This window comes from Aeromonas sp. s5, assembly GCF_040907865.1.
Lineage (GTDB): Bacteria > Pseudomonadota > Gammaproteobacteria > Enterobacterales > Aeromonadaceae > Aeromonas > Aeromonas dhakensis.
This window is the reverse complement of sequence record NZ_JBFOCO010000018.1, coordinates 1-23,636: the sequence shown is the minus strand read 5'-3', so window position 1 is coordinate 23,636 and position 23,636 is coordinate 1. Positions and strand designations below refer to the sequence as shown.

36 protein-coding genes and 1 pseudogene are annotated in these 23,636 nt (G+C 55.9%); 10 read left to right on the top strand and 27 right to left on the bottom strand.

Annotated features, from left to right (window positions below; translation table 11 throughout):
• Nucleotide 1: 1 nt before the first annotated feature.
• From AB5Y94_RS11225 to AB5Y94_RS11155, 15 genes are all read right to left on the bottom strand, one after another.
• Complete coding sequence (locus AB5Y94_RS11225) at nucleotides 2-145, bottom strand: hypothetical protein (RefSeq protein WP_368205527.1); 144 nt, start codon at nucleotides 143-145, stop codon at nucleotides 2-4.
• Between the two features lie 41 nt (nucleotides 146-186).
• A complete protein-coding gene (locus tag AB5Y94_RS11220) occupies nucleotides 187-450 on the bottom strand; it encodes a putative phage tail assembly chaperone (protein ID WP_368205526.1) in 264 nt (87 codons plus the stop codon).
• On the bottom strand, nucleotides 447-638 hold the full coding sequence (locus AB5Y94_RS11215; RefSeq protein WP_242527027.1) for a hypothetical protein: 192 nt from the start codon (nucleotides 636-638) through the stop codon (nucleotides 447-449). The genes AB5Y94_RS11220 and AB5Y94_RS11215 overlap by 4 nt, the downstream gene beginning before the upstream one ends.
• The gene (locus tag AB5Y94_RS11210; protein WP_368205525.1) at nucleotides 574-1,008 is read right to left on the bottom strand and encodes a hypothetical protein; all 435 of its coding nucleotides are present in this window, start codon (nucleotides 1,006-1,008) and stop codon (nucleotides 574-576) included. The genes AB5Y94_RS11215 and AB5Y94_RS11210 overlap by 65 nt, the downstream gene beginning before the upstream one ends.
• Nucleotides 1,005-1,466 carry a glycoside hydrolase family 104 protein gene (locus AB5Y94_RS11205; RefSeq protein ID WP_368205524.1) on the bottom strand — a complete coding sequence of 154 codons (462 nt, stop codon included), beginning with the start codon at nucleotides 1,464-1,466 and terminating at the stop codon, nucleotides 1,005-1,007. Before AB5Y94_RS11205 ends, AB5Y94_RS11210 begins: the two co-directional genes overlap by 4 nt.
• Nucleotides 1,453-1,779, bottom strand: a complete 327-nt coding sequence (locus tag AB5Y94_RS11200; protein WP_166464253.1) for a phage holin, lambda family — start codon at nucleotides 1,777-1,779, stop codon at nucleotides 1,453-1,455. The genes AB5Y94_RS11205 and AB5Y94_RS11200 overlap by 14 nt, the downstream gene beginning before the upstream one ends.
• Nucleotides 1,780-1,802: 23 nt before the next feature.
• Complete coding sequence (locus tag AB5Y94_RS11195; protein WP_368205523.1) at nucleotides 1,803-2,012, bottom strand: TraR/DksA family transcriptional regulator; 210 nt, start codon at nucleotides 2,010-2,012, stop codon at nucleotides 1,803-1,805.
• A 9-nt stretch (nucleotides 2,013-2,021) separates the two neighbouring features.
• Nucleotides 2,022-2,477: a phage protein gene (locus AB5Y94_RS11190; protein ID WP_242798345.1), complete on the bottom strand. Its 456-nt coding sequence runs from the start codon at nucleotides 2,475-2,477 to the stop codon at nucleotides 2,022-2,024.
• A gap of 3 nt (nucleotides 2,478-2,480) precedes the next feature.
• Nucleotides 2,481-3,593 (bottom strand): DUF2586 domain-containing protein, encoded by a 1,113-nt coding sequence (locus AB5Y94_RS11185; RefSeq protein WP_368205522.1) that lies wholly within the window; start codon nucleotides 3,591-3,593, stop codon nucleotides 2,481-2,483.
• Nucleotides 3,594-3,596: 3 nt separating this feature from the next.
• Nucleotides 3,597-4,283: a phage virion morphogenesis protein gene (locus tag AB5Y94_RS11180; RefSeq protein ID WP_368205521.1), complete on the bottom strand. Its 687-nt coding sequence runs from the start codon at nucleotides 4,281-4,283 to the stop codon at nucleotides 3,597-3,599.
• The gene (locus AB5Y94_RS11175) at nucleotides 4,280-4,804 is read right to left on the bottom strand and encodes a phage tail protein (RefSeq protein ID WP_368205520.1); all 525 of its coding nucleotides are present in this window, start codon (nucleotides 4,802-4,804) and stop codon (nucleotides 4,280-4,282) included. Before AB5Y94_RS11175 ends, AB5Y94_RS11180 begins: the two co-directional genes overlap by 4 nt.
• The gene (locus AB5Y94_RS11170; protein ID WP_368205519.1) at nucleotides 4,801-5,262 is read right to left on the bottom strand and encodes a head completion/stabilization protein; all 462 of its coding nucleotides are present in this window, start codon (nucleotides 5,260-5,262) and stop codon (nucleotides 4,801-4,803) included. Before AB5Y94_RS11170 ends, AB5Y94_RS11175 begins: the two co-directional genes overlap by 4 nt.
• Nucleotides 5,263-5,373: 111 nt before the next feature.
• Nucleotides 5,374-6,102 carry a terminase endonuclease subunit gene (locus AB5Y94_RS11165; RefSeq protein WP_323901091.1) on the bottom strand — a complete coding sequence of 243 codons (729 nt, stop codon included), beginning with the start codon at nucleotides 6,100-6,102 and terminating at the stop codon, nucleotides 5,374-5,376.
• Between the two features lie 3 nt (nucleotides 6,103-6,105).
• On the bottom strand, nucleotides 6,106-7,158 hold the full coding sequence (locus AB5Y94_RS11160; RefSeq protein WP_368205518.1) for a phage major capsid protein, P2 family: 1,053 nt from the start codon (nucleotides 7,156-7,158) through the stop codon (nucleotides 6,106-6,108).
• 9 nt (nucleotides 7,159-7,167) lie between these two features.
• Entirely contained in the window at nucleotides 7,168-8,040 is an 873-nt protein-coding gene (locus AB5Y94_RS11155) for a GPO family capsid scaffolding protein (protein WP_279974325.1), read from the bottom strand.
• A 175-nt stretch (nucleotides 8,041-8,215) separates the two neighbouring features.
• On the opposite strand from AB5Y94_RS11155, the gene AB5Y94_RS11150 reads away from it, so the two are divergent.
• From AB5Y94_RS11150 to AB5Y94_RS11125, 6 genes are all read left to right on the top strand, one after another.
• Entirely contained in the window at nucleotides 8,216-10,036 is a 1,821-nt protein-coding gene (locus AB5Y94_RS11150) for a terminase family protein (RefSeq protein WP_368205517.1), read from the top strand.
• Nucleotides 10,033-11,046, top strand: a complete 1,014-nt coding sequence (locus AB5Y94_RS11145) for a phage portal protein (RefSeq protein WP_368205516.1) — start codon at nucleotides 10,033-10,035, stop codon at nucleotides 11,044-11,046. Before AB5Y94_RS11150 ends, AB5Y94_RS11145 begins: the two co-directional genes overlap by 4 nt.
• A 58-nt stretch (nucleotides 11,047-11,104) precedes the next feature.
• Nucleotides 11,105-11,356 carry an ogr/Delta-like zinc finger family protein gene (locus AB5Y94_RS11140; RefSeq protein ID WP_139401308.1) on the top strand — a complete coding sequence of 84 codons (252 nt, stop codon included), beginning with the start codon at nucleotides 11,105-11,107 and terminating at the stop codon, nucleotides 11,354-11,356.
• A 542-nt stretch (nucleotides 11,357-11,898) separates the two neighbouring features.
• The gene (locus AB5Y94_RS11135) at nucleotides 11,899-12,684 is read left to right on the top strand and encodes a hypothetical protein (RefSeq protein WP_368205515.1); all 786 of its coding nucleotides are present in this window, start codon (nucleotides 11,899-11,901) and stop codon (nucleotides 12,682-12,684) included.
• 155 nt (nucleotides 12,685-12,839) lie between these two features.
• The gene (locus tag AB5Y94_RS11130) at nucleotides 12,840-13,142 is read left to right on the top strand and encodes a hypothetical protein (RefSeq protein WP_368205514.1); all 303 of its coding nucleotides are present in this window, start codon (nucleotides 12,840-12,842) and stop codon (nucleotides 13,140-13,142) included.
• A 124-nt stretch (nucleotides 13,143-13,266) separates the two neighbouring features.
• Nucleotides 13,267-14,229: a restriction endonuclease gene (locus AB5Y94_RS11125; protein WP_368205513.1), complete on the top strand. Its 963-nt coding sequence runs from the start codon at nucleotides 13,267-13,269 to the stop codon at nucleotides 14,227-14,229.
• Nucleotides 14,230-14,649: 420 nt separating this feature from the next.
• Here AB5Y94_RS11125 and AB5Y94_RS11120 read toward each other — a convergent pair whose 3' ends face one another.
• The 11 genes from AB5Y94_RS11120 to AB5Y94_RS11070 form a co-directional block, all read right to left on the bottom strand.
• A complete protein-coding gene (locus tag AB5Y94_RS11120; RefSeq protein ID WP_368205512.1) occupies nucleotides 14,650-14,934 on the bottom strand; it encodes a hypothetical protein in 285 nt (94 codons plus the stop codon).
• Nucleotides 14,927-17,230, bottom strand: coding sequence for a replication endonuclease (locus AB5Y94_RS11115; RefSeq protein ID WP_368205511.1), 2,304 nt, complete (start codon nucleotides 17,228-17,230; stop codon nucleotides 14,927-14,929). Before AB5Y94_RS11115 ends, AB5Y94_RS11120 begins: the two co-directional genes overlap by 8 nt.
• A 3-nt stretch (nucleotides 17,231-17,233) precedes the next feature.
• Complete coding sequence (locus tag AB5Y94_RS11110) at nucleotides 17,234-17,479, bottom strand: hypothetical protein (protein ID WP_279974591.1); 246 nt, start codon at nucleotides 17,477-17,479, stop codon at nucleotides 17,234-17,236.
• Entirely contained in the window at nucleotides 17,476-17,925 is a 450-nt protein-coding gene (locus AB5Y94_RS11105; protein WP_279974590.1) for a hypothetical protein, read from the bottom strand. Before AB5Y94_RS11105 ends, AB5Y94_RS11110 begins: the two co-directional genes overlap by 4 nt.
• Nucleotides 17,922-18,119, bottom strand: coding sequence for a hypothetical protein (locus AB5Y94_RS11100; protein ID WP_139433684.1), 198 nt, complete (start codon nucleotides 18,117-18,119; stop codon nucleotides 17,922-17,924). Before AB5Y94_RS11100 ends, AB5Y94_RS11105 begins: the two co-directional genes overlap by 4 nt.
• Nucleotides 18,116-18,376, bottom strand: coding sequence for a helix-turn-helix transcriptional regulator (locus AB5Y94_RS11095; protein WP_279974589.1), 261 nt, complete (start codon nucleotides 18,374-18,376; stop codon nucleotides 18,116-18,118). Before AB5Y94_RS11095 ends, AB5Y94_RS11100 begins: the two co-directional genes overlap by 4 nt.
• Nucleotides 18,377-18,378: 2 nt before the next feature.
• On the bottom strand, nucleotides 18,379-18,567 hold the full coding sequence (locus AB5Y94_RS11090) for a hypothetical protein (RefSeq protein WP_041204794.1): 189 nt from the start codon (nucleotides 18,565-18,567) through the stop codon (nucleotides 18,379-18,381).
• 65 nt (nucleotides 18,568-18,632) lie between these two features.
• Nucleotides 18,633-19,091, bottom strand: coding sequence for a hypothetical protein (locus tag AB5Y94_RS11085; protein ID WP_124928297.1), 459 nt, complete (start codon nucleotides 19,089-19,091; stop codon nucleotides 18,633-18,635).
• A gap of 10 nt (nucleotides 19,092-19,101) precedes the next feature.
• Nucleotides 19,102-19,611 (bottom strand): phage regulatory CII family protein, encoded by a 510-nt coding sequence (locus AB5Y94_RS11080; protein ID WP_021229415.1) that lies wholly within the window; start codon nucleotides 19,609-19,611, stop codon nucleotides 19,102-19,104.
• Nucleotides 19,604-19,873 carry a regulator gene (locus AB5Y94_RS11075; protein ID WP_139433681.1) on the bottom strand — a complete coding sequence of 90 codons (270 nt, stop codon included), beginning with the start codon at nucleotides 19,871-19,873 and terminating at the stop codon, nucleotides 19,604-19,606. Before AB5Y94_RS11075 ends, AB5Y94_RS11080 begins: the two co-directional genes overlap by 8 nt.
• Nucleotides 19,874-19,894: 21 nt before the next feature.
• On the bottom strand, nucleotides 19,895-20,083 hold the full coding sequence (locus AB5Y94_RS11070; protein ID WP_041915415.1) for a Cro/CI family transcriptional regulator: 189 nt from the start codon (nucleotides 20,081-20,083) through the stop codon (nucleotides 19,895-19,897).
• A 118-nt stretch (nucleotides 20,084-20,201) separates the two neighbouring features.
• Between AB5Y94_RS11070 and AB5Y94_RS11065 the strand changes: the two genes are divergently transcribed.
• The 4 genes from AB5Y94_RS11065 to AB5Y94_RS11050 are packed head-to-tail and all read left to right on the top strand — an operon-like array spanning nucleotide 20,202 to nucleotide 23,058.
• On the top strand, nucleotides 20,202-20,900 hold the full coding sequence (locus AB5Y94_RS11065; protein ID WP_279974581.1) for a LexA family transcriptional regulator: 699 nt from the start codon (nucleotides 20,202-20,204) through the stop codon (nucleotides 20,898-20,900).
• 34 nt (nucleotides 20,901-20,934) lie between these two features.
• Entirely contained in the window at nucleotides 20,935-22,239 is a 1,305-nt protein-coding gene (locus AB5Y94_RS11060) for a hypothetical protein (RefSeq protein ID WP_279974579.1), read from the top strand.
• Nucleotides 22,236-22,592 carry a hypothetical protein gene (locus tag AB5Y94_RS11055; protein WP_279974578.1) on the top strand — a complete coding sequence of 119 codons (357 nt, stop codon included), beginning with the start codon at nucleotides 22,236-22,238 and terminating at the stop codon, nucleotides 22,590-22,592. The genes AB5Y94_RS11060 and AB5Y94_RS11055 overlap by 4 nt, the downstream gene beginning before the upstream one ends.
• Nucleotides 22,585-23,058, top strand: coding sequence for a hypothetical protein (locus tag AB5Y94_RS11050; protein WP_279974576.1), 474 nt, complete (start codon nucleotides 22,585-22,587; stop codon nucleotides 23,056-23,058). The genes AB5Y94_RS11055 and AB5Y94_RS11050 overlap by 8 nt, the downstream gene beginning before the upstream one ends.
• 73 nt (nucleotides 23,059-23,131) lie before the next feature.
• Here AB5Y94_RS11050 and AB5Y94_RS11045 read toward each other — a convergent pair.
• Nucleotides 23,132-23,636 (bottom strand): annotated as a pseudogene (locus AB5Y94_RS11045) (IS481-like element ISAs19 family transposase); the annotation flags it as partial.

Here is a 23,636-nt window from a genome sequence, read left to right as displayed (position 1 = left end):
CTTATCCGTTCAGTGCTTTGGCGATGCCCTCGGCCACGGCGGTGGTGTTGGACTCTCTTGCGTTTCTGTCTAGCCAGATGGCGCGAGCCAGGTTGTCGAGGTCGTCATCCTCATGGGGCAGGTAGTAGCGCCGCAGCGCCAGCACCTGCTCCAGTTGGTTGCGCTCGATGGCCTCGGCGCGCGCCGTCAGTTTTTTACGGTGATCTCCAGCTCGGGCGCGAACTCCTTGTTGATGGCCCCCGACAGCTGCAGGGCGGCGCTGGGGCGCTTGAGCAGCTCATCGAGCGCGTCTTTGCTCTCGGCGCAGACGATCTTTTTCAGGTAGTTGTGGGCCGGTGCCACCTTGTCGTTGGGCATCATGTCGTTGATGAAACTGTTGTAGGCCACCATGGTGGGGGCGAATTTCAGCTCTTTGCCGGCGACGTCCAGGGTGATGATCGGTGTGCTCATGGGGTGGTTTCCTCTTGTTCAATCCAATGGTTCAGGGTGTTGATCTGGGTTTGGCAGCGTCGCAGTGCCGTCTGCAGGGTGGGGATAAACCGCACAGCCTCGCCGTAGGTGGTCCCCGTAAAGTCAGGCTCCGGGCAGTTGGGCACCAGCCCCGGCGGCGGCAGGCGCTTGACCACCTTGGTTTGCACCACCGGGGTGGGCTGGCTGGAGCAGGCGCAAAGCACCGCTAGGCAAAGGCTCGCGAGCACAGTCTGGGCGGCCCGCCGGTGGCGTGGCCAACGCTTGTTGCAGTTCATCGGCGGTTTTCCTGTTCTGGTTGTCGAGCTCGGCCAAGGCCGCGTTCTGGTCGCTCAGCAGCAGACGTAAGCCTTTTGCCTGCATCAGCAGTTCCTGAAAGGCGGTCGCTTGCTGGTTGTTGACTGCCTGCAGGATGTTGATGGTGTCGTTGGCGCTGGCCAGCTCCTTGGTGCGCTGCGTGAGCCGTTCGCCTTGGGTAAACAACAGGGTGCCAAGCACAAAGCCGATGATGGTCGGCAGAAACCGGATGAACGTGCTCATGCCAGCACCCCGCCGAACTCGGTGAACTTGGCCAGCAGGTCAGCCAGCTTGTGCTCGCGCTGGCCGTAACCGGCGCCCGGCAGGCTGGCCCAGATGTTGGCGCACTTGCCGATCGCCTGGCTGATGCGCCCCTTGAGCACATCGTCCAGCGCCTTGCGCTCGCGAATAAGCTGGATAGCCCAGGTGTCTTGCGATGCGGGGCCAAAGTCCGGCAGGCCGAGTTGGTCACGGTAGTGGGCCCAGTGCTTTGACAGGAATTGATAGCGGCCGGCCGCGGTGCTTTTCAGGGTTGGATTGACCTGCACCAGCACGTTCGGGTGGGTGGCGTAGCTTTCAAAGAACCCCGCCGGATTGACCAGCTTGTTGTACCCGTCATCGCCCCGGCCCTTGGTGCCTTCGGCATAGGAGAGCAGGTCGAGAAAGGCGGCCACCTGTGGGTGGCAGTCACTGCGCGGCATTGTTGTCTTCCTTCTTGCGAAACATCAGTGCGGCCCGGTCGCGGATGATGTCGACCCCAAGCAGCCCCACCATGCCACCCAGCAACGGGGTGGCCTCCTGGGGGATCCCGAGCAAGTGGGTGCCGGTGGCGGCCGCCAGGGTGATGAGGCCGCACAGCAGGGATTCGATCAGCCGGCGGCGACCTCGCCCACCGGCATAGGTGATGCGCAGGAAGGCAATGGCCAGCGCCAGCAGTGCCCCATAGACGGCGGGCCAGTTGTCCATCAACCAGGCCAGCAGGGCGGCCCAGAGGGTGGGGTCTTTGTTTGGCATAGGGTTCATGTCCGTTGCTCTGGTTAGCGACCCAACCGCTCAAGGCGGGTCTGGCAGGGGACGCACAGGCGCACCCCGGGTACATGGCGGCGACGTGCTTCCGGGATGGGGTCGTCGCACTCTTCGCACAGGTGCCGGCTCTCGCCCTGGTAGCGCCCTTTGCCCACCTGATTAGCCAACTGGACTGCCAGCATGCGGGCGGCATGGTGGTTGGCGCGGTCGATGTCGTCCACTGGTCCCCCTTACCCTTTCAGGTGGCGAGTGTCGTCTTCCGAGAGGTACGGCACGCCATCGAGGTGGATGAAATCGGGGGAGGTGACGAAGCCTTTGACCTTGTGCACGGTCTTGCTGCCGCCCTTGGGATCGATATCCAGCAGGTCGGAGAGCTGCAGCTTCACGCCGAAGGCCTCTACCTTCATGGTCTCGTCGCCATTGTCGGCATAGAACAGCACATCCTCCGGCTTCATCCCGCGCCAGCTGCCGGCCCGTTTGGCCGCGTTGCTGAGCAGCTTGAAGTTCTTGGCATCGAGCTCGAACTCACACTCGGCCGAGACGTCACCGTCCACGTAGCCGTCAGGGATACCCCGGGTTTGCGCCACGGCGCTGTTGTCGGTGATGGTCAGGCTGGCCTTCTCGACGTGCACCATGGTGCCCAGCAGTTCAATGTCGAAGTTCTGGCCGGAAATACGGCGGGTCATGGATTAGCCCTCCCCGTTGTTGAGGCTCAAGTCGAGCATGATGTTGACGGTGATCCCCTTGGGGCAGTCCACGGTGCGGATCACCACGTAGATGGAGACGTGGTTTTTGTCGGTCCACTGGATGTTGATGTCGCCATCCTTGGGGGAGGTGATATCGCCCGGGAACGGCTGGCCGCCGATGGTGATGGCCTTGGCCATCTCGCGCAGGTCTTTGCCGAAGTACATGATGGCGGCGGCCGTGCTGCCCGGGGTGGAGTTGAACGAGCGATCGCCCAGGCGAGCGATGGCCCGGATCCGCAGCCGGCGCGATACCTTGTAGGCGACCCGCAGGTTTTCGATCACCTGGTAGTCGCCGCCCTCGGCGTCTAGGGTGCGGCCGTCGGCCCAGTAGGTGCCGTCATAGTCCGGGTACCACATCGGCACCGAGTAACGGTTCTGCTCCAGGGTCTGCAGGGTGGCCAGCGGCAGCTCGACCCCATCCTTGTCCTTCGGCTTGTTGCCCAGGACCACCACGGCGCCGGTTTTCACCCGGCAGGGGCTGTCTGCCACACTGACCGAGCGGTTGCACAGGCGGCCGGCGTAGGCGCCGACGAGGTTTGCAAACAGCTGCGGGATCAGCGAGACGGATTCCGCCTTGATGCCCTCCTGCAGGGTGGCCAGCTCGGTCTCATAGGTGGACCAGTCTTGCTCCTTCGCAATGCCCGGTACCGCCAGCAGCATGAACTGCCAGCGCCCCCACTTGGCGATCAGCTCCTGATTGAGGGCGTGGGCGGCATTGATGCTGGCCTGGTCCCACTCCTGCCCCAGTACCACGACCCCCTCAAAGGATTGGGTTTTCTGGGCATCACGCACCGCCTCTTTCCAGTCCATATCGGTGGGCAGCACGAAGGCGGCCGCCGTCCAGTTCTGGCCGGCGTTGGCCATGGCGGCTTGCAGGTTGGCTTTCAGCTCGCTGTCAGCGGCGCCGAGCAGCTGATCAAAGTCTGACTGGGTGTTGAGGGAGAGCAGCTTGCCGGTGTTGCTGGCGGCGCTGCCGACGAACAGCAGGTGGCGTTCGACCTCGGTCACTGGCCCCTGCATCTGGTTCAAATTGTTGATCTGTACATAAGGCCACATGGCTTATTTCCTCTTGAGGTCTTGCTTGTTGACGTCCCAGCCGTAGTTGATGCTCTGCAGGGCGCGGGCAAAGGCCTGCTCCCGTTGCTTGGCATTGGCTCCCAGAAAGGGGCGAGCAGGCAGCGCTATTTCCCAGCTCTCTTTCACCGGCTCAGCCTTGAGCTTCTTGATGAGCAGGCCCGCCTGGGCGTAGTTGAGGTTGCTGGTGATCCAGCCGAGCGAGGCCGACCGGTATGAGCGTTTGCGCTGGCCCGGGCGCTTGAACCCGAGCTCGCGCAGCTTGCGCGCCTGGGCCTTGGTGGCCTGTTTCTGCTTGCTGCCTTCACTGGGGGCGATGCGGCGCCGGCTGGCGGCCGTCATCTTGTAGGTGTGCCCCTTCTGGTGGGTGTTGGCGATCACCCCTGCATGGGCGCTCATGGTGCCCTTGGTGAACCCGAGCTCGGCCACGTCCTGGCGGGGCTCGCGGATCTGCAGCAACTTGGGCAGGCCGCGCAGCATCTTGCGTTTGCCGCGCTTGCGCGGGGCCCAGGGCTGGCCGTTCGGGTCTTGCTGCTGGCGCACATGGCGGGCCGCCAGCTTTTTCATCTCGTTGGCGGCCCGCCACACCAGGCGCTTACGTTTCTTGGCCGGCAGGGCCAGCAGGTTGAGCTGGTCCTGGCTGCGACGGGTGTCCAGGGTGATGGTGATCATGACTGGCCACCTACCTGATGATGGCCGGTGTCACCGACGTTCATCTCGATGTGCTCTGCCACCCAGATTTCATAGGGGGCCACGTTCCAGCGTTTGCCGCTCCAGTGGATGGGGCCGCTCGGGTGCTCGATGAGGCGCAGCGGCTCGGTAAAGGCGAGCTGGATCTCGAGATCGGCCGTCCGCTCATCATTCGGGGTGACGGCGTATTCGGGGTCGTCCAGGCCGAACTGCCCGCGAAACGGATCATTTTCCTGCACCCAGGCGGCGACCGTGGCCAGCACGATGGCCGGATCCAGTTCGCGAAAGGGCAGTTGCTCGATGGTGTACACCGCCTGATAGGTGAGCCAGGCCACATCCACCCCGGTGGGCCCCATGTTCTTGGATTCCAGCCGGATGGCGCCGTTTTCCATCCAGCTATCCAGCAACTTGTGGCATTTGGCCGGCAGTACCCGCTGGATCTCGGCGTGGAGCGCGTGCAGGAAATAGCCCTGGGCTTGCTGCTCATTGATGGCTTCGCTCATATCAGTGACACTCCCGCCCGGTGTTTGCCCTTGATGCTGCGCACCAGCTGCTGACTTTCGGCCAGCAGTTGGGCGCGCTGCTCTGGCGCCCGTTCCACCTGATTGTTGGCGGCCGGCCGCTCGGTGACGCTGGCGAACTCCGGCAAGATGGCCGCCTTGGCACGGGCAAACACGGCGGCCAGGTACTGCTCGGTCAGCGCATTGGTGCCGCCTTCCAGGCTCGGACCGGGTACGGCAGCGGCACTGGCGTAGCCCTTGGCCAGCAGCGCGACCCGGTGGCTGGCGAGCTGCAGGTTGATTTCCGAGATGGCCGCTAAAAGCGCGGCGCCGGTGGTCTGTTGGTCGAGGTCAGCAGGCAGGGCGCGGCGGCGCTCAAAGTCGGCCACGGCCACATCCGGCCAAAATCCGTCATTGCGGATGGTGGCAGCGCTGTAATCAATGTCCTTGCCTGCAAACATCACTGACCTCGTCTGAAAAAAGGGCTCCCCTGTAGCCACGGATCGCAGGATTCGGCGCGGGCCTTGCGGCTGGCCTATCCTCCCCGCCGGGGTGCGACGGCGCGGAGAGTCTTATTGCTCCGGATTGAGCGCCCGCAGGCGCATGGCAATCTTTTGGCGCAAGGTGCCGACGCCCACCTTGCTGTGCAGCTTGTCGGCCTGGGCCAGCCAGTGGTCGGCTTGCTCCAGGGTGGCGCTGTCCCCCACGGCGCTGGGGCGAGGTTGGCCGTCGTGGTCACGCAGTAGCAAGCAACCGGCCGCCTTGAACCACTTGGCGGTCAGCCGTTCGTTGAGGCGCCAATCATTGCGCACCTTGTCGAACACCCGGGAGAACCAGGGCTCGACGGCATGCCCCTCGGCCGCTTGCTTCTCGGCCCACTCCAGCACGGTGTCGGCCACAAAGTGGGCCCAGTCGCGCTTGATGTTGTTCGGGGTACGTTGGCCCTGGGCGATGGCGAGATCCGCCCAGGCAATGCCAGCATCGAAATCCCCGACATCGAAGGCCCAGATGATGAGGCGCTGAAACAGCTCGTTCTGGTAGGGCTGGCCGGACTCACTGACGGCGGCCAGATAGCGCTCCACATAGGGGCGGTATTTGGGCATCAGCTCGTCGCGTTTCATGTTCACCCGGTCCCCAATGCGGGCCAGCTTGCGCAGACGCACGATGTCCTGTTCTAGGGCAATCATCTGCAGGTGCAGGCTGTCCGCCACCGCGCCGGTGGCCATGCCTGAGCTGGCGGTTTGCGCAGCCCCCTGCATGGCTTGGACGCGCTGTTTGTGGCGTTGACCGGGTGAGCTCATGGATTAGGCCTCGGGTGCTGCCGGCGCGGCGCCGATCTCGATGTCGGCCTCTTCAAAGCCGCCATAGGCCAGGTACTCGCCGATGGCATAGCCTTCCATCCGCCAGTACTGGTTATCGAAGCACTTCTTGTCCTGGTTATCGTCGGCCTTGCGGTTGCGGGTGCCGCGCTGGGTGTAGATGTGCAGGTTGTCCAGGGTGGTGACCACCATCCGTTTGCCCGGGAAGAACGGTGGGATGTAGGCGCGGCGCCCGGCGATGGACTCGGCCAGCTTCTGGGCGGCGATCTGCTCGCTCGGCTTGGTGGCTTCGCTGTAAAGCTTGGCTTGGGCTGCGGCCACCAGATCGGTACCGACCAGCACCACCAGACGCGGGTCCTGGCGGAACAGTGGATCGATGGTGGTGTTGATAAGGTCGGAGGCCATCTCATCCAGAGTCTTGTAATCACCTTTGCCATCCGGGTCGAAGTGGATCTTCTTACCGGCCTCGGCCTTGATGATCTGGCTGCCTTCGTTCCATTCTCGGGCCAGTTGGTGCCAGCCTTTGTTGACGTCTTCACCGAGCGGGTTCTTCTCCGGATCGGTGCTCTCAGCGGCTTTCACGCCGTTCCAACCGACCCGCAGCATGTCGAGGGCAAATACCCGGTTGATGAACTCACCGACCAGGCGGATGAACTCGCCCTCGCTGCCGGCGTTGGCCCAGACGCACAGGGTGGCCCAGTCGAGGGAGGCGCAGGAATCGGTCTCGGTCAGCTCGTAGGTGTTGCCGGCGACGCCGATCTTGCCGTTAAAGCGGCCATCCTTCTTGCGGCCAGTGAACAGCTTGCCGATGCCGACTTGCACCACCTGGCCCTTGATCTGATCCACGTCCAGACAGGTGATGAGGCCAAGGAACTCGACGGACGCCAGCAGCGCTGAGCGCAAGCCGGTTTCGACCGGGCCAGAAATGACGCTGAACTGCTTGGCCAGCGCGTTGACGGGAATGCCGTAGGACTTGGCCAGGGCATTGCTGTATTGCTCCAGGCGCTGACGGGCCTGGACGGTGAGGGACTGACTCACGGCCGCTCCTTAGTAAACGGTGGGGGTATCGTCACCGCCAAGCGCGCCCGGGCGCTGGCCCGGTACTTCAGCGGAAAACTGTTCGATCTTGCCCTGCAGCTCGCCGACCTTGTCGGTCAGGCCGGTCAGGGTCTGTTCCAGCTTGGTGAACTGCTCGGCGGTGATGCCGGGTTTATCCTCCACCTTGGTGGGATCGGTGACCGGCGGGGTTGTTTCCTCGGTGGTCGGCTTGGCTTCCAGCTTGGCGCTGAAGGCATCGATCTTGGTGCCAAGGCCAGTGAGGGCCCCCAGCATCTGATCGAACTGTTCTGGTTTCATTTCCTCATCCTCGGGTTGGCTGGGGGGAGTGGTAGGTGCCTGCTCGCCATGGCTGGAGAGCAGGTTGAACAGCTTGGAGAGCAGGCTGTCTGGCTTCTCATGCTTGGGCAGTTTGAACATGGAGAGATCCAGCGGTTCGCTGGTACCGATGACCTGGCCCTTGTTGCTCTTGCTGAACTTGAGATGGGTGGTCCCGGTGCTGGCTGGCTGGTCGGTGACGCCCAGACCAATCAGGTAGGTGCGCCCCAGATCGGCGAACTGCTCGAACGGCTCAATGGAGCAGAACTGATACTGGCCGCTCTGGTTCCAGTAGATGAGATCGCGGTTCGGGCAAAGGATGGCGTACAGCTTGTATTTGCCATCGACCTCTTCGGTCTTGAGCGCCTGCACGGTGCCATAGCTGGACCAGCGATCGTGCTCCGGCCAGATGACGGCGGTGTAATAGGTTGGGTCGTAGGTCTCGGCCATGTCGGTGAGCCAGTCGCGGGTAATATCCCGCCCGTCCACCGCTTTGCCTTCGGTGGCGATACAGACCCAGCCAGTTCTCAAGGTTGATTCGTTCATGCCTGCTCCCAATTGATGCGGAGTCAGGCTATCGGGTCGGCAAGGGTGATTCATCCGGTTGTGTTCTGCTGAATTCGGATCCTGCGGGATATCCGAATTGCTCAGAACATCAGTGGGATAAGAGGGGGAAGGGGGCTGGCTATGATGGCGCCATCATTCACCTGATGGAGGCGCTGTGGCGTATCCCGAAGAGATCCGCAAGGCAGCAAAGGGACTCTACCTTAAACGATGGACACCCCAGGAGATCAAGGATGAACTGGGGCTCAACTCCTGTCGCATCATCTACTACTGGGCCGAAAAGCTCGGCTGGCGCGACTTGCTGACCGAAGAGGCGGTAGAGGATGCCATCGCCCGCCGGGTGCAGTCGTTGCTCGGGCGAGAGAAGAAAACCAGCGCCGAGCTGGACGAGCTGGATCGGCTTATTGGCCACCATGTCAGTCTCAAAGAGAAGGCCATCAAATGGGCCGAGCGCCAGCAGGCGCTGGCCGGCCGGCGCGAGCATGGCGATGAGCCTGCAGCCGAGACGCCTCGGCGTGGCAGAGGTGGTCAGGATGGGGGCGGCCGCAAAACCAAGGGCGGCAAGAAGGCCAAGAACGAAGTCAGCCACCTGACAGCCGATGACTTTGCCGAATGGCTGGGTACCCTGTTTGGCTATCAGCTGCGCTGTCGGGAGGCCAAGAACGACCCGGCACTGCCGCGTACCCGCAACATCCTCAAATCTCGCCAGATCGGCATGACCTACTACTTCGCCGGCGAGGCGCTGGAGGATGCTGTGCTGACCGGCGGCAACCAGATCTTCTTGTCCGCCACCCGGGCCCAGGCGGAGGTATTCCGCTCCTACATCTGCAAGATTGCCCAGACCTTCCTCGGCGTCACCTTGACCGGCAACCCCATCGTGCTGTCGAACGGGGCCGAGCTGCACTTCTGCTCCACCAACTCCAACAGCGCCCAGTCCCGTTCCGGCAACGTCTACATCGACGAGTATTTCTGGATCCCCAACTTCGAGAAGTTGTCGGACGTGGCCAGCGCCATGGCTACCCAGAGCCGCTGGCGCAAGACCTACTTTTCCACGCCATCGAGCAAGGTTCACGAGGCGTATCGGTTTTGGACTGGGGATCGTTGGAAGGGCCAGCGACCGAACCGGGTGGCCATCGATTTCCCTGGTGAAGATGATCTGCGCGACGGCGGCCGTATCTGCCCCGATCGGCAGTGGCGTTACGTCATCACCATTGAGGATGCTATTCGGCTGGGCTGCAACCTCATCGACATCGAGGAGCTCAAAGACGAGTACCCCGAAGAGGTGTTCGATCGCCTCTACATGTGCCGCTTTATCGATGATGCCCTGTCGGTGTTCAAGTTCCAGGATATGGAGCGGGCAGGGGTGGACCCGAGCCGGTGGGAGGACTACAAGCCCGGGCGGCCTGACCCGTTCGGGCGGAGTGAGGTGTGGATGGGGTACGACCCGAGCCGCACCCGCGACAACGCCACCCTGGTGGTGGTTGCCCCGCCCATGGTCGCCGGCGAGCGGTTCCGGGTGCTGGAAAAGCACTACTGGCGCGGGCTCAACTTCCAGTTTCAGGCGCAGGAGATCGTGCGCATTGCCAAGAAGTTCCGGGTCACCTATCTCGGGGTCGATGTCTCCGGCATTGGCTCAGGGGTCTATGACCTGTTGAAACCGGAGTTCAAAGGGGTGTGCCACCCCATCAATTACAGCATCGAGAGCAAGTCGCGGCTGGTACTCAAGATGATCGATGTGGTGGAGGCGAACCGCATCGAGTGGGACAGTTCTGATCGGGATATTCCGCTGGCGTTCCTTGCCATCAAGCGCAGCACCACCGGCGGTGGCCAGATGACGTTTCGGGCCGCCCGGGACAATGTGACCGGTCACGCCGACGTCTTTTTTGCCATCGCCCACGCCGTGGCCAACGAGCCCCTCGATACCACCCGCAAACGAAAATCCACCTGGGCAACCAGCCAGGAGAGAAAGGCAGCATGACCAAGCGACACAAATCCCAATCAGCCCGAGCGGCCGCCTCAGCAAAGAGCGCGGTGGCGTTCAGCATGCCGGAGGCCATCGACCCCACGGCCTGGATGACCGATTACACCGGGGTGTTCTACAACCCCTATGGCGAGTATTACCAGCCGCCCATCGAGCGCAAGGGGCTGGCCAAGGTGGTGCGGGCCAATGCCCACCATGGGGCCATCCTGATGGCGCGCCGCAACATGGTGGCAGGGCGTTTTACCAACCAGCGCACCACGGTTACCGCCTTTGCCCACAACTACCTGCAGTTTGGGGATGCGGGCCTGCTTAAAATTCGCAATGGGTTTGGCCAGGTGGTGGGACTGCACCCGCTCTCCAGCGTCTACCTGCGCCGGCGCGAGGATGACTGTTTTGTCTACCTGCAGCAGGGCAAGCCAAACCTGATCTACCGCCCGGAGGATGTGATCTGGCTGGCCCAGTACGATCCCGAACAGCAGGTTTATGGTATGCCCGATTACCTGGGCGGCCTGCAGTCGGCCCTGCTCAACCAGGACGCCACCCTGTTTCGGCGCAAATACTTCCTCAATGGTGCCCACATGGGGTTCATCTTCTACGCGACCGACCCGAACATGGACGACGACACCGAGGAGGAGATGAAGGAGATGATCGCGAGCAGCAAGGGGGTGGGGAACTTCCGCTCCATGTTCGTCAACATCCCCGACGGCAAGCCCGATGGCATCAAGCTGATCCCGGTGGGGGATATCGCGACCAAGGACGAGTTCGCGGCCATCAAGGGGATCACCGCCCAGGATGTGCTGACATCCCATCGCTTTCCGGCGGCGCTGGCCGGCATCATTCCGACCAATGGCGGGGGAGGGCTCGGGGATCCCGAGAAGTACGATGCCACCTATGCCAGAAACGAGGTGCTGCCGCTGTGTGAGCTTATCCAGGATGCCATCAACAGCGCGGGACTCCCTCGCTCCCTCTGGGTCGATTTTCGGGAGAATATCGGTTCGACTGTATAAACAAACAGTATTTGATGTGGCAAGATAGGCTGTTGATTTGGATAGAAAAGGGGGCGTAATGCGGGTTTATTGCAAAGTGTGTGGCCAGCGGGGCCGCATTACCAAAACCAACCGACTGAGCGATGATGTCTCGGATCTCTATTGCCAGTGTACCGATGCAGAATGTGGCCACAGCTGGGTGGCCACCTTGTCGTTCGCCCATACCCTAAGCCCCTCGGCCAAGACTACTAACCAGTTGGTGCTCAGCTTGATGGGCTCACTGACGCCAGAGGGGCGGCAGTTGATACTCAAAGGACTGGGGGCGCAATAGCGCCCCCAGTTGTTTTTCCGCTCTTTTACGATGGTGCCGTCATGGGGGATTCCTTCCTCTGTTACGGTCGCTACTACCTATCCTCTCTTCGTTCTTCCCACAAGGCTGGCATTCATCACAAAGTGAGACAGAAATTCAGCCTGATAGATACTTTTTTGCTGACTGTAATGGTCTGCGTTTGATACCCTACTAATCAGCCATCTCCACGATCCTAATGGCAGCCTAGGTGTTTGATGGTTACCTTTTCTTCAATCTGGTTATAAAGCAGCTTGCAGAGAGCTGAAATCTTCTGCGGTAGTTATCTTGTTTACTAGGAGACGGGATATAAGGTGACGGACTCTATCGAGTTTAACCTCAGAGTAATAAGGAAAGGTTCCACATATCCACTGCGCGGGCTAAGCCTGTTAGCTTAGGGGGTTTGATATATCAACGGTATTTTCAATGAATCAAAATGCGTATTTGATATATAGGAAAAGGTTTGTTCCTATATGGAAAAATTCCTCATGAAAAATTGTTACATCTATATTTAAGTTGGGGGTTAAATGGAGTGTTATTATTGCGGTGGTAATGTTACAGGGGTTGAACATGTACCGCCTAAAAGTTTTTTTCCTAGAGGAATGAGGCAAGATCTTATAACTGTTGATTCGTGTGATCTTCACAACCAAGAAAAATCAAAAGAGGATGAATATGTTCGTGCTATCTTGCTCTCATCAATAAAAATAGATGAGCACCCCCATCTCGAAGAGTTGATAAATACGAGCTTACGGGCAGTTGAAAGAAGTGTTAAACGAGCATTCGAAAGGCAACCAACAAAAGAACAAGCCGAAAAGGTCTTAGAAATAATCGAGAAATATGAAAATGATCCTGTTGGTGGTGCTAAAGCGTTTGATGAAATTCACTCCCAAGGTATTATGAACTTAGGGTTGATGGGGTTGGTTAATAAAGACACAAGAGAGGAAACTGTTATTGATAGTAGCGGTTTAGAGGTTAAGACAACATCATTTGTTTACGATCAAAATCGTTTATATGGTTTCTTAGACTGCATGGCTAGGGGGATTTTCTACCATGAGTTAGGAGAGCGTTGGAAAGGAAGTGTTCAACTTTTACCACACACGTTTTTAAAAGATGATGCATCTCAATATGATAAGGATTTGAGCGAAGACTTCCTAAAGCACTTTGATTGGACTGCAGCCAAAGGTGCCCAGAAAGAAATTTTTTGCTATGAGGGTGCTAATCGACTGCACCCAGAGACAGGTAAAGTGGAGAGCATATTTTTTACTTTTTGCTTTTTTAATACATTTTATTTCACAGCAGTGTTTTCATTATAGATATAACAATATATCTAAGAGAAGTTTGCAATGCGTGAAACTTTTACTATGCGTTACATTTAGTGTTTAAGGTGGTTTACGGGAGCTTTGGCATTGCTCATGCCTTAACAGGCAGTTATTTTTTCTGACCAATTTCAATATAGAAGGATTTTAATATGCAAATTGATTTAAACAATTCATTAGATTTTACGATTCAAAATGTCGCCGCCCTTATTGCATCTAAGGACGATTCTGAGCACCGCCAATTGCGCGTAACAAATGCAGGTATCGCATACTTATCCGATATAGTCGGCAACCAAAATATTACTGGTTTAGCGTTTCGATTAGAAACTTGGTGTGCTGGTAATAATTATGTTGGGATTGCTGCCTCTCAAGACAATGATTGGGTCAGCCGAATATACAATGTTCTTGAACTTAATTGGCCTAATCCGACGGATACATATATCGATATTTTCTAAAACATAACAAGATACAGAAGAGAGACTGTAAACACTTGTTGGCTAAAGAATATAAATTGGCTTTGTCGTAATTGTGTTTCCAGTCTCTTGGTTTCACGTCCTCTTATTAATGAGATCAAAGTAGATGCCAGTATTAGATTTCAAAGAAATACCTGAGGCTCATAAAGCAACAGGTCAGCAAGATACATTTGAGCTTTTTGCTCGCGACTTTTTAGCTTTTCTCGGATATAAGATCATATCTGACCCAGACAGAGGTGCTGATGGGGGGGCTGATATTATTGCTGAGGAAAAAAGGACTGGAGTCGGCGGAGAAACCATCATTCGTTGGTTGGTAAGTTGTAAACATAAAGCTCATAGTGGTAATTCAGTTACTCCAGCAGATGATGCAAATATTAGTGATAGAGTAATAGCTAATAGCTGCCAAGGCTTCATCGGATTTTATTCAACTCTAGCTAGTGCAGGGTTATCTGGAATACTCGATGGCTTAAAGGGTAGAATTGAAAGTCAGGTTTTTGATAAAGAAAAAATAGAGAGAGAGCTTGTGCACTCTTCAAGAGGACTAGAGATTGCAGAAAGATACTTTCCCACATCATTGTCTGAATGGATAACAGAAAACCCAAAACCTGCAAGAATATTTACTGATGAGCCTAGTTTAAAATGCAAAGTCTGTGAGAAGGAGCTTCTGTCTCAAGAGGATAAGGGGGTTATAACTCTTTGGCAAAGAACCCGTGCTGACTACGAAAAAGAACCAGAGTATGTTGAATATATTTTTTGGACGTGCCGTGGCAGTTGTGATCGATCACTTCAAAAGTATATTAGTAAGAAAACAAACAATGCTTTCATTGATGGTTGGGAAGATATAGCTGATGTAATGATGCCGACAGTATTTATAAAATGGATTATGTCAATCATGAATAAGTTACGTACTGGAAATATGTATTCAGATGAGGCATTCGAAGAACTAAAGACCTTTTTGATCAATGTTTATCCTTTTGCATGCCGCCATCTCACCGAAAAAGAAAAAGAGAAGGTTAAATCACTAATGATGATACCGTCATATCTTGGTGGTATGAACTATGAAAGCTAACCAGCGAAGATAGCTGACAAGTATCGCGTAGCTGATTTGAGCATTAGGCCTTAAATATCTGGCATTCTGTACCAGAATAAGGGACTCATCCTCGGAAATGATGATCTGCGGCGCAGATCACTAATGATTGCCTCTTGGTACTGATTTATCTGTGATCAGATGCGACACTGGTGCTGTGTTGGTTTGTATGTTGGGTTTAGCCGCTCGGCAGCCCCTGGATTGATGAGATCAGTAGGGCTGCCCGGTGCTATCCAGAGGGGGCGGCCTGTGCTGGCGCAACGGATGGTGTCGCACTGCTCGATGTTCACCGGCATCATGACATCCACAAGGTGGTGCTTGCCCACGGCGCGACCATCGGCGGAGAGCTGATGGAGCATCGGCTGGTTTGGGGAGCTCTTATTTATCTGCTTGAGGACTTGTTTACTGCCAGGGATCGCTTGCGGTAGAGGGGGAGGCCCACACTTCTGGCCGGTAGACCCAGCGCATCATAGCTATAGCCACTCCTCTGATATGCGGTGTTTGTTGTTGCAGCCATTCAAGCATCAAATCCGGCAACCATGCAGGTGTGCCGTCAATCTGGGGGCCCATCCGATATATCTGGCATTCCAGCGCATCATATTGTGGTGCTGTCAGCGGTTTGTAGGTATGCGATGTATCGGGCAATTCGCCCTGCAGGGCTTCCAGCTTGGAAAAAAGATCAGTCACACGCTACCTCGCTCATCAGTTCGTCAAACAGTAGGCTTTCCACTTCGTGTCGGTCAGCCCAGTCTAATTTATCAAGTACTCGCCAGAGTTCACATTGATATGGGTTGGGCAGCGCGGCGATCCACTGATGGCATGCCGCGAATCCGCAAGTGTTGAAGATTTCATAGCAATCCATTACCAGAGTTGGCCAATGCTCATCATCGGGGTTAACGGTGTCGGGCTGCTCGTCTGGCTCAAGTACCCCGACCATAGCACGCAGCCATTCCAATTCTATCAGGGGGTCGTCATCGTCCGATGGGACCATACGGCTTGACTGCACCTGCCCGTTCTCCAGCCAAAGGGTGAAGCCGTCCGTGCTGACGCTGGCGCCAGCCCGTAATCGGTCAATGGAGAAGGGCGATAACCCCCATTGTTCCCTCATGATCTGGTCTGTGAAGGCATCAGGATCCGGTAGCGTACAGTTATTGTCAGAGCTCCAAGGTGCCGGGCTGTCGCCCGTCTTAACCCCAACCCCCCTCGCTGCAGCCTCGGCGGCTTTCCTGGCTTCATGGGTACCGGCAGGCACAATTTCCCACCCTTGCAGGCGGGTTTTGATGCCAAGGCGAGCGGAGGTAATGCCCATCAGGCGTTTGATGTCTTCGCCATAGCTGTTGGCCTGCTCTTCGATGAGGTGGGCCAGCTTGATGGGGTGTTCGGCACGGGTCGCCAGTGCGCCACCCATGGCGTGCAGATAGCAGCGAAAGATGCCGTTATCAGCAGCAAAGCGGGCTGCCTCAAAGCGCGGGTCTTGCAGCACGGGCTTGGGTGGGCCAACCAATTCGGCATTATTCTTGGCGTTGCTGATGCGGCGCAGCTCGCGCCATACCCCGACCGGGGCGCCCCCGATCTGCTGGAAGGTGCGAATGCCCCACCAACTGGCCCAGGCCACGGCATGCAGGGCGCCCTCATCGGCGGCGGTGCCGGCCTCTTCGTCATCGTCCAGGTAGGCGCCGTCGATGTTCTTGGCAATGTATTTGGCGATATAGCCCGCGGCATCCCCCTTGGCCGGGTCTATCTCTTTCCAGTCAAAGCGGGGAGTAAAGTCGGTATAGGGTGGGGCGCCCTTGATATCCCGTACCAGCTCGTCGTGGTCATCGGTCAGGGCATAGCGTTGCAGGATACCGATCACCCGGTTGCGATCTTCCGGGCGCATAAATAGCAGCAGGTGCCAGTGCGGGGTGCCGTCGTGGTGAGCCTCGCACACGCGAAATCCATAAACGGGCGCGTTCCACCGCTTGAGGGCCGCCCTGGCGCGGCTCCAGAGTTTGGCCAGATAGGCGCAGGTCTCCCGCGGCGTGGCCCCTTGGTATCGCTTGTTCTCTACCGCTTTGCCGTTGTGCTTTTGTGTCCAGGCATGAAAACGGCTCGGGGCTGTCCAGGTGAAGAAGACCCCCACATGACCCTGCTCCTCGGCATAGTCATTGAACCCCCGAGCACGCACCATCATTTCGTTGCGGCGGTTCACCGGATTGGCGTTGCTGGCCTCCCAGCAATCCTTCATCGACACGACCAGGTCATACTGCTCGTTGACCACTTCCGACTCGGCCAGCCAGCGCATCATGGCCCGTTTGCGTTCGCGCACCACCTTCATGGTGGCGTTCGATACATAAGCCGACACGCCTTTGCGCACCTTGCCGAGCAGAATGTTGATTTGCTCCTGCAGCCGATCCCAGCAGCGGTTGACGCGCTTCTCCCACCACTTGGCAGAGAGCAGGCGCACCAGCACGCTCAGGATCCAGTTATCCCGCACCTCGTCGGATTTGAACTTGGGCATCTTGCCGATAAAGCCCCACTGATCGGCCGGCTGGCGCATAAGTTCCCAGGTCTGTAGCAGATCCGGCTCGGCGCCCTCTTTGATGTCCTGTTCGATGTGCTTGTAAATGGCTGCGGTCTGGTTGGCGAACTGGTGGGCCACCTTCTTGCGGCCATCTTCATCGCGCATTTCCCTCGGGTTGACCGGGATGGAGTGGAGCAGCTGGCGCACCCAGCGGGTGCGCTCACGCAGCCAGATATTGGCCGCCCGGCAATGGGTGAAGCTGCAATCCTTGCGGCGCCGCGCGTACTGCTTGAACAGGTCGCGGGTTAACTCGGGGGAGAGGCCATCGAGCAACTGGATAGCCCACAGCAGATCGTATTGGCCGCGTTGGCCGCCGAAAACGGCGTCAAAGTTGACGCCGGGCAGAGAGTTGCAAAGGGTGTTGATACGCTCCAGCTGTGCTTTTCTCGACAGCGGCAGCCGGGTGGTGAACTTTGTCATTCGTTAAGCGGATAACGTCTTGATGCGAAACAGGCATCCACTGATGCGCTGCTGGGCATGGGTTTTCATTCGACGGGCGGCCGCACACTGGCGAAGCAATAGCTTGATGCTGACGTGGGGGCGGACAGGTAGCTGGCGCGCATGGGCCAGCTCCCGTTGATAAAGACGCAGCCGCGCTGCGTCTTCCCGATAGGTCTCTTGCCAGCGATACATCTGGCTGGTCAGTTCCTGCTGCAGATGATGGGTCACTTGATCACCTCACCTTGCCCATGCAGTGGCGCGCACTCTTGCCACCACTCGCCGATCTCTTTGGCCAGCGCGGTTGCGCCCTGACCCAGTGCCAGCCAGTAGACAGAGCGCACCGCACCGAGCGCCAGCAGCTCCCGGGGGATATCCCGATTGCCTTTGGCCTCACCGCCGGCGGCGATAAACTCGGCGCGAGCAGCCAGCCAGTGGGTGGTCAGCGGGTTGTGAGCGGGGAGTGATACCGCCTCTTCATCGTCTTCGTCGCCGTCATCATCAAGCAGATCAGCCGGGTTGCTGGTCGCAACCAGTTGCAGCTGGATGTACTGCTGGCCGGAGTAAACCCCACCCAGGGCGATGCGGTTATCTTCGGCATTGGCGGCGAACATATCGGCCAGCAGTCCCTCGACCACCTTGGGCGCCTGGCGGGCAATCTTGATGATGTCACTCATTGGCAGGCCCTCCGGTTAATGCTGACAAACAGCTGGTGCCAGCGCAGGGCACGCTTTGCCTGGGCCATCAGGGATTTACCCTCTGTGCCTCGATATTGGTGAGCGTGTCGTGCTTTGGCGGTGAGCCGCTGGCGCAGGCGCGGCAACTCGGCCAGCGCCTCCTGCTCGGATACGGGATGGAAGATCTTGCTCATGCCTGCACCTCCGGCGTGGCGATGCCGGTCAGCAGCCAATCGGCATGGCGTTTCAGCTCAGGGTGGTTGGCGATCAGCAGGAACAGGCCTCCCCCGATCTCGCGGTATCCCAGCTCGTAGTTCTTGAGCGTGGTGGGCGGAATGCCGAGCTGGTCGGCAAACTTGGGGCGGCTCAGCTTCAACTGCTCGCGCAACTGGCGCAGGCGCTTGGCGGCATGGTGGTTGAGCAGGTTGATTTGGGTTGGTTGTGCGTTCATGGTCAGGCTCCTTGTTGAGTGGTGCAGGGGTTGATGCGGCTGAACAGAGAAGCCCAAGCCAGTGCGGTTGACCGCTCCATAAGCGCAACCCCGTCCGGGTGTTGGCTAAGACGGGCGCCATAGCGGCCCGTCAGCTTGCGTTGTTGGATGCGAAGGTTGCGCAGGGCGCAGGGGATCGCTAAAGTTGCCATGTCGACTTCCTCATACGTTGTTGATAAGGCCCGCTTGGAGTTGCAGCTCCGTAATGCGGGCTTTTTTATTGCCCAATAGGACGTGGGCCTTGCCCGGTCATCTGGCTTGCTGCCAGCACCGCGCGTTTCATACGCAGCTTTGCTGCTCTCTCTTTTTTCTCCCTCTCGATATCCCTGATAGATCTGGTGACCGGAGCCGGGTGCCACACCTTGGTGTCACAGCCGCCGCGAAATTCGCTTTGGTACTCCAGTGCAATCACGGCAAGGCGGATTGCCTCGCGCTGCGTATGCGGCAATGCCGACAGAGTGGCGCTCATCAGTTCGCCCCGAGGCTGGCGGGCGATGGCACAGATGGCGGCTTTCTTGGCTTGGCCGAGTGCCAGCCAGTCGGTGTCGAGGCTCGAGCGCTTTTTGCCAAACATCTCGCGTAGCAACATGCAGCCGGCGGTGTTCATGGCCACCTGTTCTTCTGGCGTCAGGCCAGCCAGATTGCGTTGTTGATGGTCAATGCGTTGGGTTTGCATGGGTTCCCCCTTACATGGTCATGGTTTGCATCAGAATGTCTGACGCACAGGCCAGGGTCGGCACCGCTTGAAAGCGGGCCTCAATGTCGTGGATCAGGATGGCGAGTGACCCCATGGCAGAGGTGGCCACGCTCACCAGGGTGTTGCGCTCCGAGCGGGTGATCCGGCCCCGATCTGTCAGCTCCAGCGCTCGCTGGCCAATGCTGGCGATCTTGGCGTTCAGGTCGATGGCCTGGTGGGGCAGGGAAGGGGCTCGATCTGCCTTGGGAATAGCCACTGCAGTGAGGCCGCACTCCAACAACAGGCCGTCGAACAGCGTCTCGTCCCCCTCGGTGGCGTGATAAATAGCCACCAGTTCCCGGGCGGTGAGTTGGTGCGGTTGCGCCGGGTTTAGCTTGTTGCGCAGTACCTGCTCACCGATACCTGCAGCGCGGGCCACTTCGGCCAAAGAATGGCTGGCGGCAAAGCGCGAGCATGCAGAGTCAAAGTGATGATGTTTGCTGCAAGTTTGCTCAAACATGGCTTTCATCCCTCTGCTTGCGCGACACTCTGGGACGACGCACCGGTGCCGGTGCAGGTACCAGGCCCGGCTGATTCATGGCCTGCTGGGTGTAGAGCACTAAGTTGATCAGCACTTTTTCCGCGCGGCCTTGTTTGGGCATGATGGGAATGCGCCCGGCACGCACGTAGTTCTCGATCGTGCGCTGGGTCAAACCGGTCCGTTCGGAGAAGCTCTCGACCGTGCAAACCGGGGTGTCTATGTGGATAGGGGCTATGATCATGAGTGCCTCCTGTTGCTTAAGTTACGCGCTTCCTTGCGCAGTTTGAGTCTGTTCGGCTTTCAATTTGCCGCCAGTCAGTACTTCGATTTGGTAGGCTCGGCCCTTCGGGATTTTTTCAGCCCACTTGCTGACAGCTACATGTGAAATTCCCAGTGCTTTCGCGGTTGCTGTTACCGTGCCGAAGTGCTCTATCACTTCAGATTTTTGCATTACTCACCTCTCTTTCCGTTCCATAAGTGTCGTGGTGAGGTGAATGTAACTTAAGGGTCGATTTTAAATCAAGAGGTTTCGTTGCTTTAGTTACGGCACGGGGTGGTAACTTAGGTTTATGGAAACTATCAATGACCGGATATCTGCACGCAGACGCGCGCAGAAAATGAGCCAAGATGAACTTGCTAAGAGAATCGGGATTACCCGCGTTTCAATCAGCAAGTGGGAATCTGGCCTGAACCAGCCTAAAGGCCGTTATCTGAACGATTTGGCCGAAGCGCTGGGGGTAACTGTTGACTGGCTTTTGACAGGGAGTGGGGATACACCTGCGCTCGCTGAAGAACAGCCTATTCCTGGTTATCACAACGTCGAACCGGCAGTAATGCTGCCGGGCAAACGGATCCCGATTCTAAGTTATGTCCAAGCGGGCAACTGGCGCGAGATGTGCGAGCAGGCCACTACCTTCGATGGCAATGTTGAGTATGTGACGGCCAGTGTCGATATTGGGTCCTGTGGCTTTGGCCTCTGGCTACGTGGTGATTCCATGTTGCCGCAGTTCAAAGAAGGGGATTTGATCATCGTTGACCCCGACGAAGCGCCGCAACCTGGGGACTACGTTGTGGCCAAGAACGGAAGCAACGAGGCCACATTCAAAAAGTACCGGCCCCGCGGCATCGATGAGAACGGGCAAGAGGTGTTTGAACTGGTCCCCCTCAACGATGATTACCCCACCATGCACTCCGACCGGCAGCACATCCAGATCATCGGCGTGATGGTAGAGCACAGAATATTCAGAAAAAGACAAACAGGGCGCTAATGCGCCCTGTGTTTATTTTGAGGATTGAAGGAATATGAATCCTGAAATACAAGTTAAATATTTACTCAATTTATTGTCTATCGTACAGCTTAAAATGTCTGATAATCACCGGGCATTGTCGAACAACGAAGTTGAAACATCTATTGATAATAATTATATAAAGGAAATATCTGAACAGTTTCGCATTCTTGATTCTGATTTACGTCGATTTAGTAAAAATAGTCTTCCTAATATGGGGCGACTGCTTTTGTCTGAGCAATATGCGATGCTAATACATAAATATCTTGAGCTTTTAGCATCTACGATCGAATTTCTGTTGTGTCGATATGGAGGGTTGTCAATAAAAATAATATCCAACCTGTTCTCACTTATGATTGATATAGACGAACTATATAAGCTGTCAGTAATCGATACAAGCAATAAAAATCCTTTAATAAATGATAGTGTTAATATCATTGATCGTAAAGCATCTGCTTTCTTTAGTGAGGTTATTAATTTAAAAATCCAAATAGATATAGAGAGGAGGGATTCTGATTTTTATTTCTTAAGGATTGAAAACAATAAAAAAATAGATGTTGAGATAGATAGCGCTCGTTCTTTGTTGAAGTCTGAGTTAGGTAATATTTCAAAAAAATATAATGAGAGCAGACTTGAATTAATGCGTCTATATAGTGAAAAGGATAAAGCCGTTCAAGATATTATGGAGAAGCTAGATTCACTATCTAACACGTATGAAGTAAGTTTCAAAAACATTGATGAACTAGTAAAAGTAAATGAAGAAAAAGTTGAGAGTTTGACTTTAGATGCTAAAACAAAACTTGAAATTGTTGATGGGCTCTTGCAGAAAACAAGTAAAAAGGGTATGGCCGCAGCTTTTGAGGATAGACGTAAAGCGCTTGCTATTCCTATGTGGTTTTGGATTGTAGTTTTCTTTATATGTTTGGGGTTTTTAACAAAAATAGGTTTAATGTTTGTGCAATTTGCATTTGCTCCGGATCCTGGGCTTAAATCTACAGCTGAAGTTATTTCAAGGGCGGTAGTAACGTTACCATTAATTTGGGGGGCTTGGTTCTCTGCGAAACAATATAGTCATATTAGCCAGCTACGCGAGGATTATGCGTACAAAGTCGCAATTGCTATGACTTATCACGGTTATAAAGATGAGGCTAAGGATATTCATAGTGATATGAGTGAAAAGTTGCTTGACAGTATCGTTACGCAGTTTGCTGATAACCCAGTACGGTTATATCGTAATGATAATGCTAACTCAATAGTTGAGGCTGCAGTAAAGAATAATAAGGTGTCTGAGATTATATCTGCACTCAAGGGGGGGAAATGAGCAAATTACCTTCATGCTACAGAGAGGTTACACAAGATGATATCATCAGATTCTTTAAAGGAGTTGGGATTAAAGCTGCGTGTACACTGTGCCATCATAACGAATTCGATATTCCATTAATGGAAAAGTCTACAGCGCTAGATTTATTTAACATCACAATGGGTGAGGGAACTTCACAGCCTAAGGAATATGTACGGCCTTTTTTGTTATGTGATGAAGTACTCGGGAACGATATTGTCTCGTTTCCACTTACCTGTAAGCGCTGTGGCAATATCATGCTGGTCAATGCTGAAATTCTCCTAGATTGGAAAGAACAGCAGGCTAAATCCGAGCAAGGTGAATCTCATGAGTAATTTGATTCCTTTCTCTGGTCGTAAAGGTCGGTTAAAATTTGACGATAGCTCTGGCAATGATGGTGGAGATGGTTCTATGGAAGCGCGTGTAGCAAAACTTGAGTCTGATGTTGAACACATCATGCGCGATGTTTCTGAGATCAAACAAAAGCTGGAGCGAGTTGCGGATGATATAGGTGACCTCAAAGTTTCCCTAACTACTCAGGCCGGACGGCAGGATGCATTTGGGCTCAGACTTGAGGCTATAGAGCAAAGGTTCGAAGCAAAGCTTGATGCCCTGGATAAAAAGTTCGATGCCAAATTTGATGGCTTAGACAAAAAGTTTGCTACTAAATCAGATTTACATGAAGCATTGAATAAACAGCAGCAATGGATGTTTAGAACCATGCTAGCCCTCATAAGCCTAGGAGTGGGGGTTACTGGTGCTGTGGTTGCTGCATTGATGAAGTATCTGCCCCATACGTAGTCCTATGCTACACGATCATATAAGTGTACAGATCTAGTTATCACCTGACACCGGCCTCAAACCGGTGTCTTGTTTACGCTACTTTAGTGCGCACTTCCTTCGGTATCAATTTCAGACCCTTCTTGAACATGCTGTAGGGCGTTTGTCCTTCCATCATCCTGCCCTGATGTGGTCGCTGGTTGTTGTAGTGCTCCAGATAGCTATCCAGGTCTGTCTGCATCTGCTCCACCGACTCATACCAGGTTGTCCTCCCTTTGATACGGAAGTGTTCATCCAACAAGGTTCGATGCAACCGTTCGATAAAGCCGTTGCTCTGTGGCCTGCGTACCTTGGTGGTCCGGTGCTCAATCCCCTCCAGTTGCAGGAACAGCTCGTAGGGATGATGGTCAGGGCGCCCGCAGAACTCGCGCCCGTTGTCCGACAAGATGGTATAGACCCGTGCCTCATGGGCTTCGAAGAACGGCAGCACCGTTTCGTTGAGTACATGGACCGACGTCACCGGCAGCTTACTGGTGTAGAGCCGTCCCCAGGCGTGGCGGCTGTAGCAATCGAGCACGGTTTGCAGATACACCTTGCCC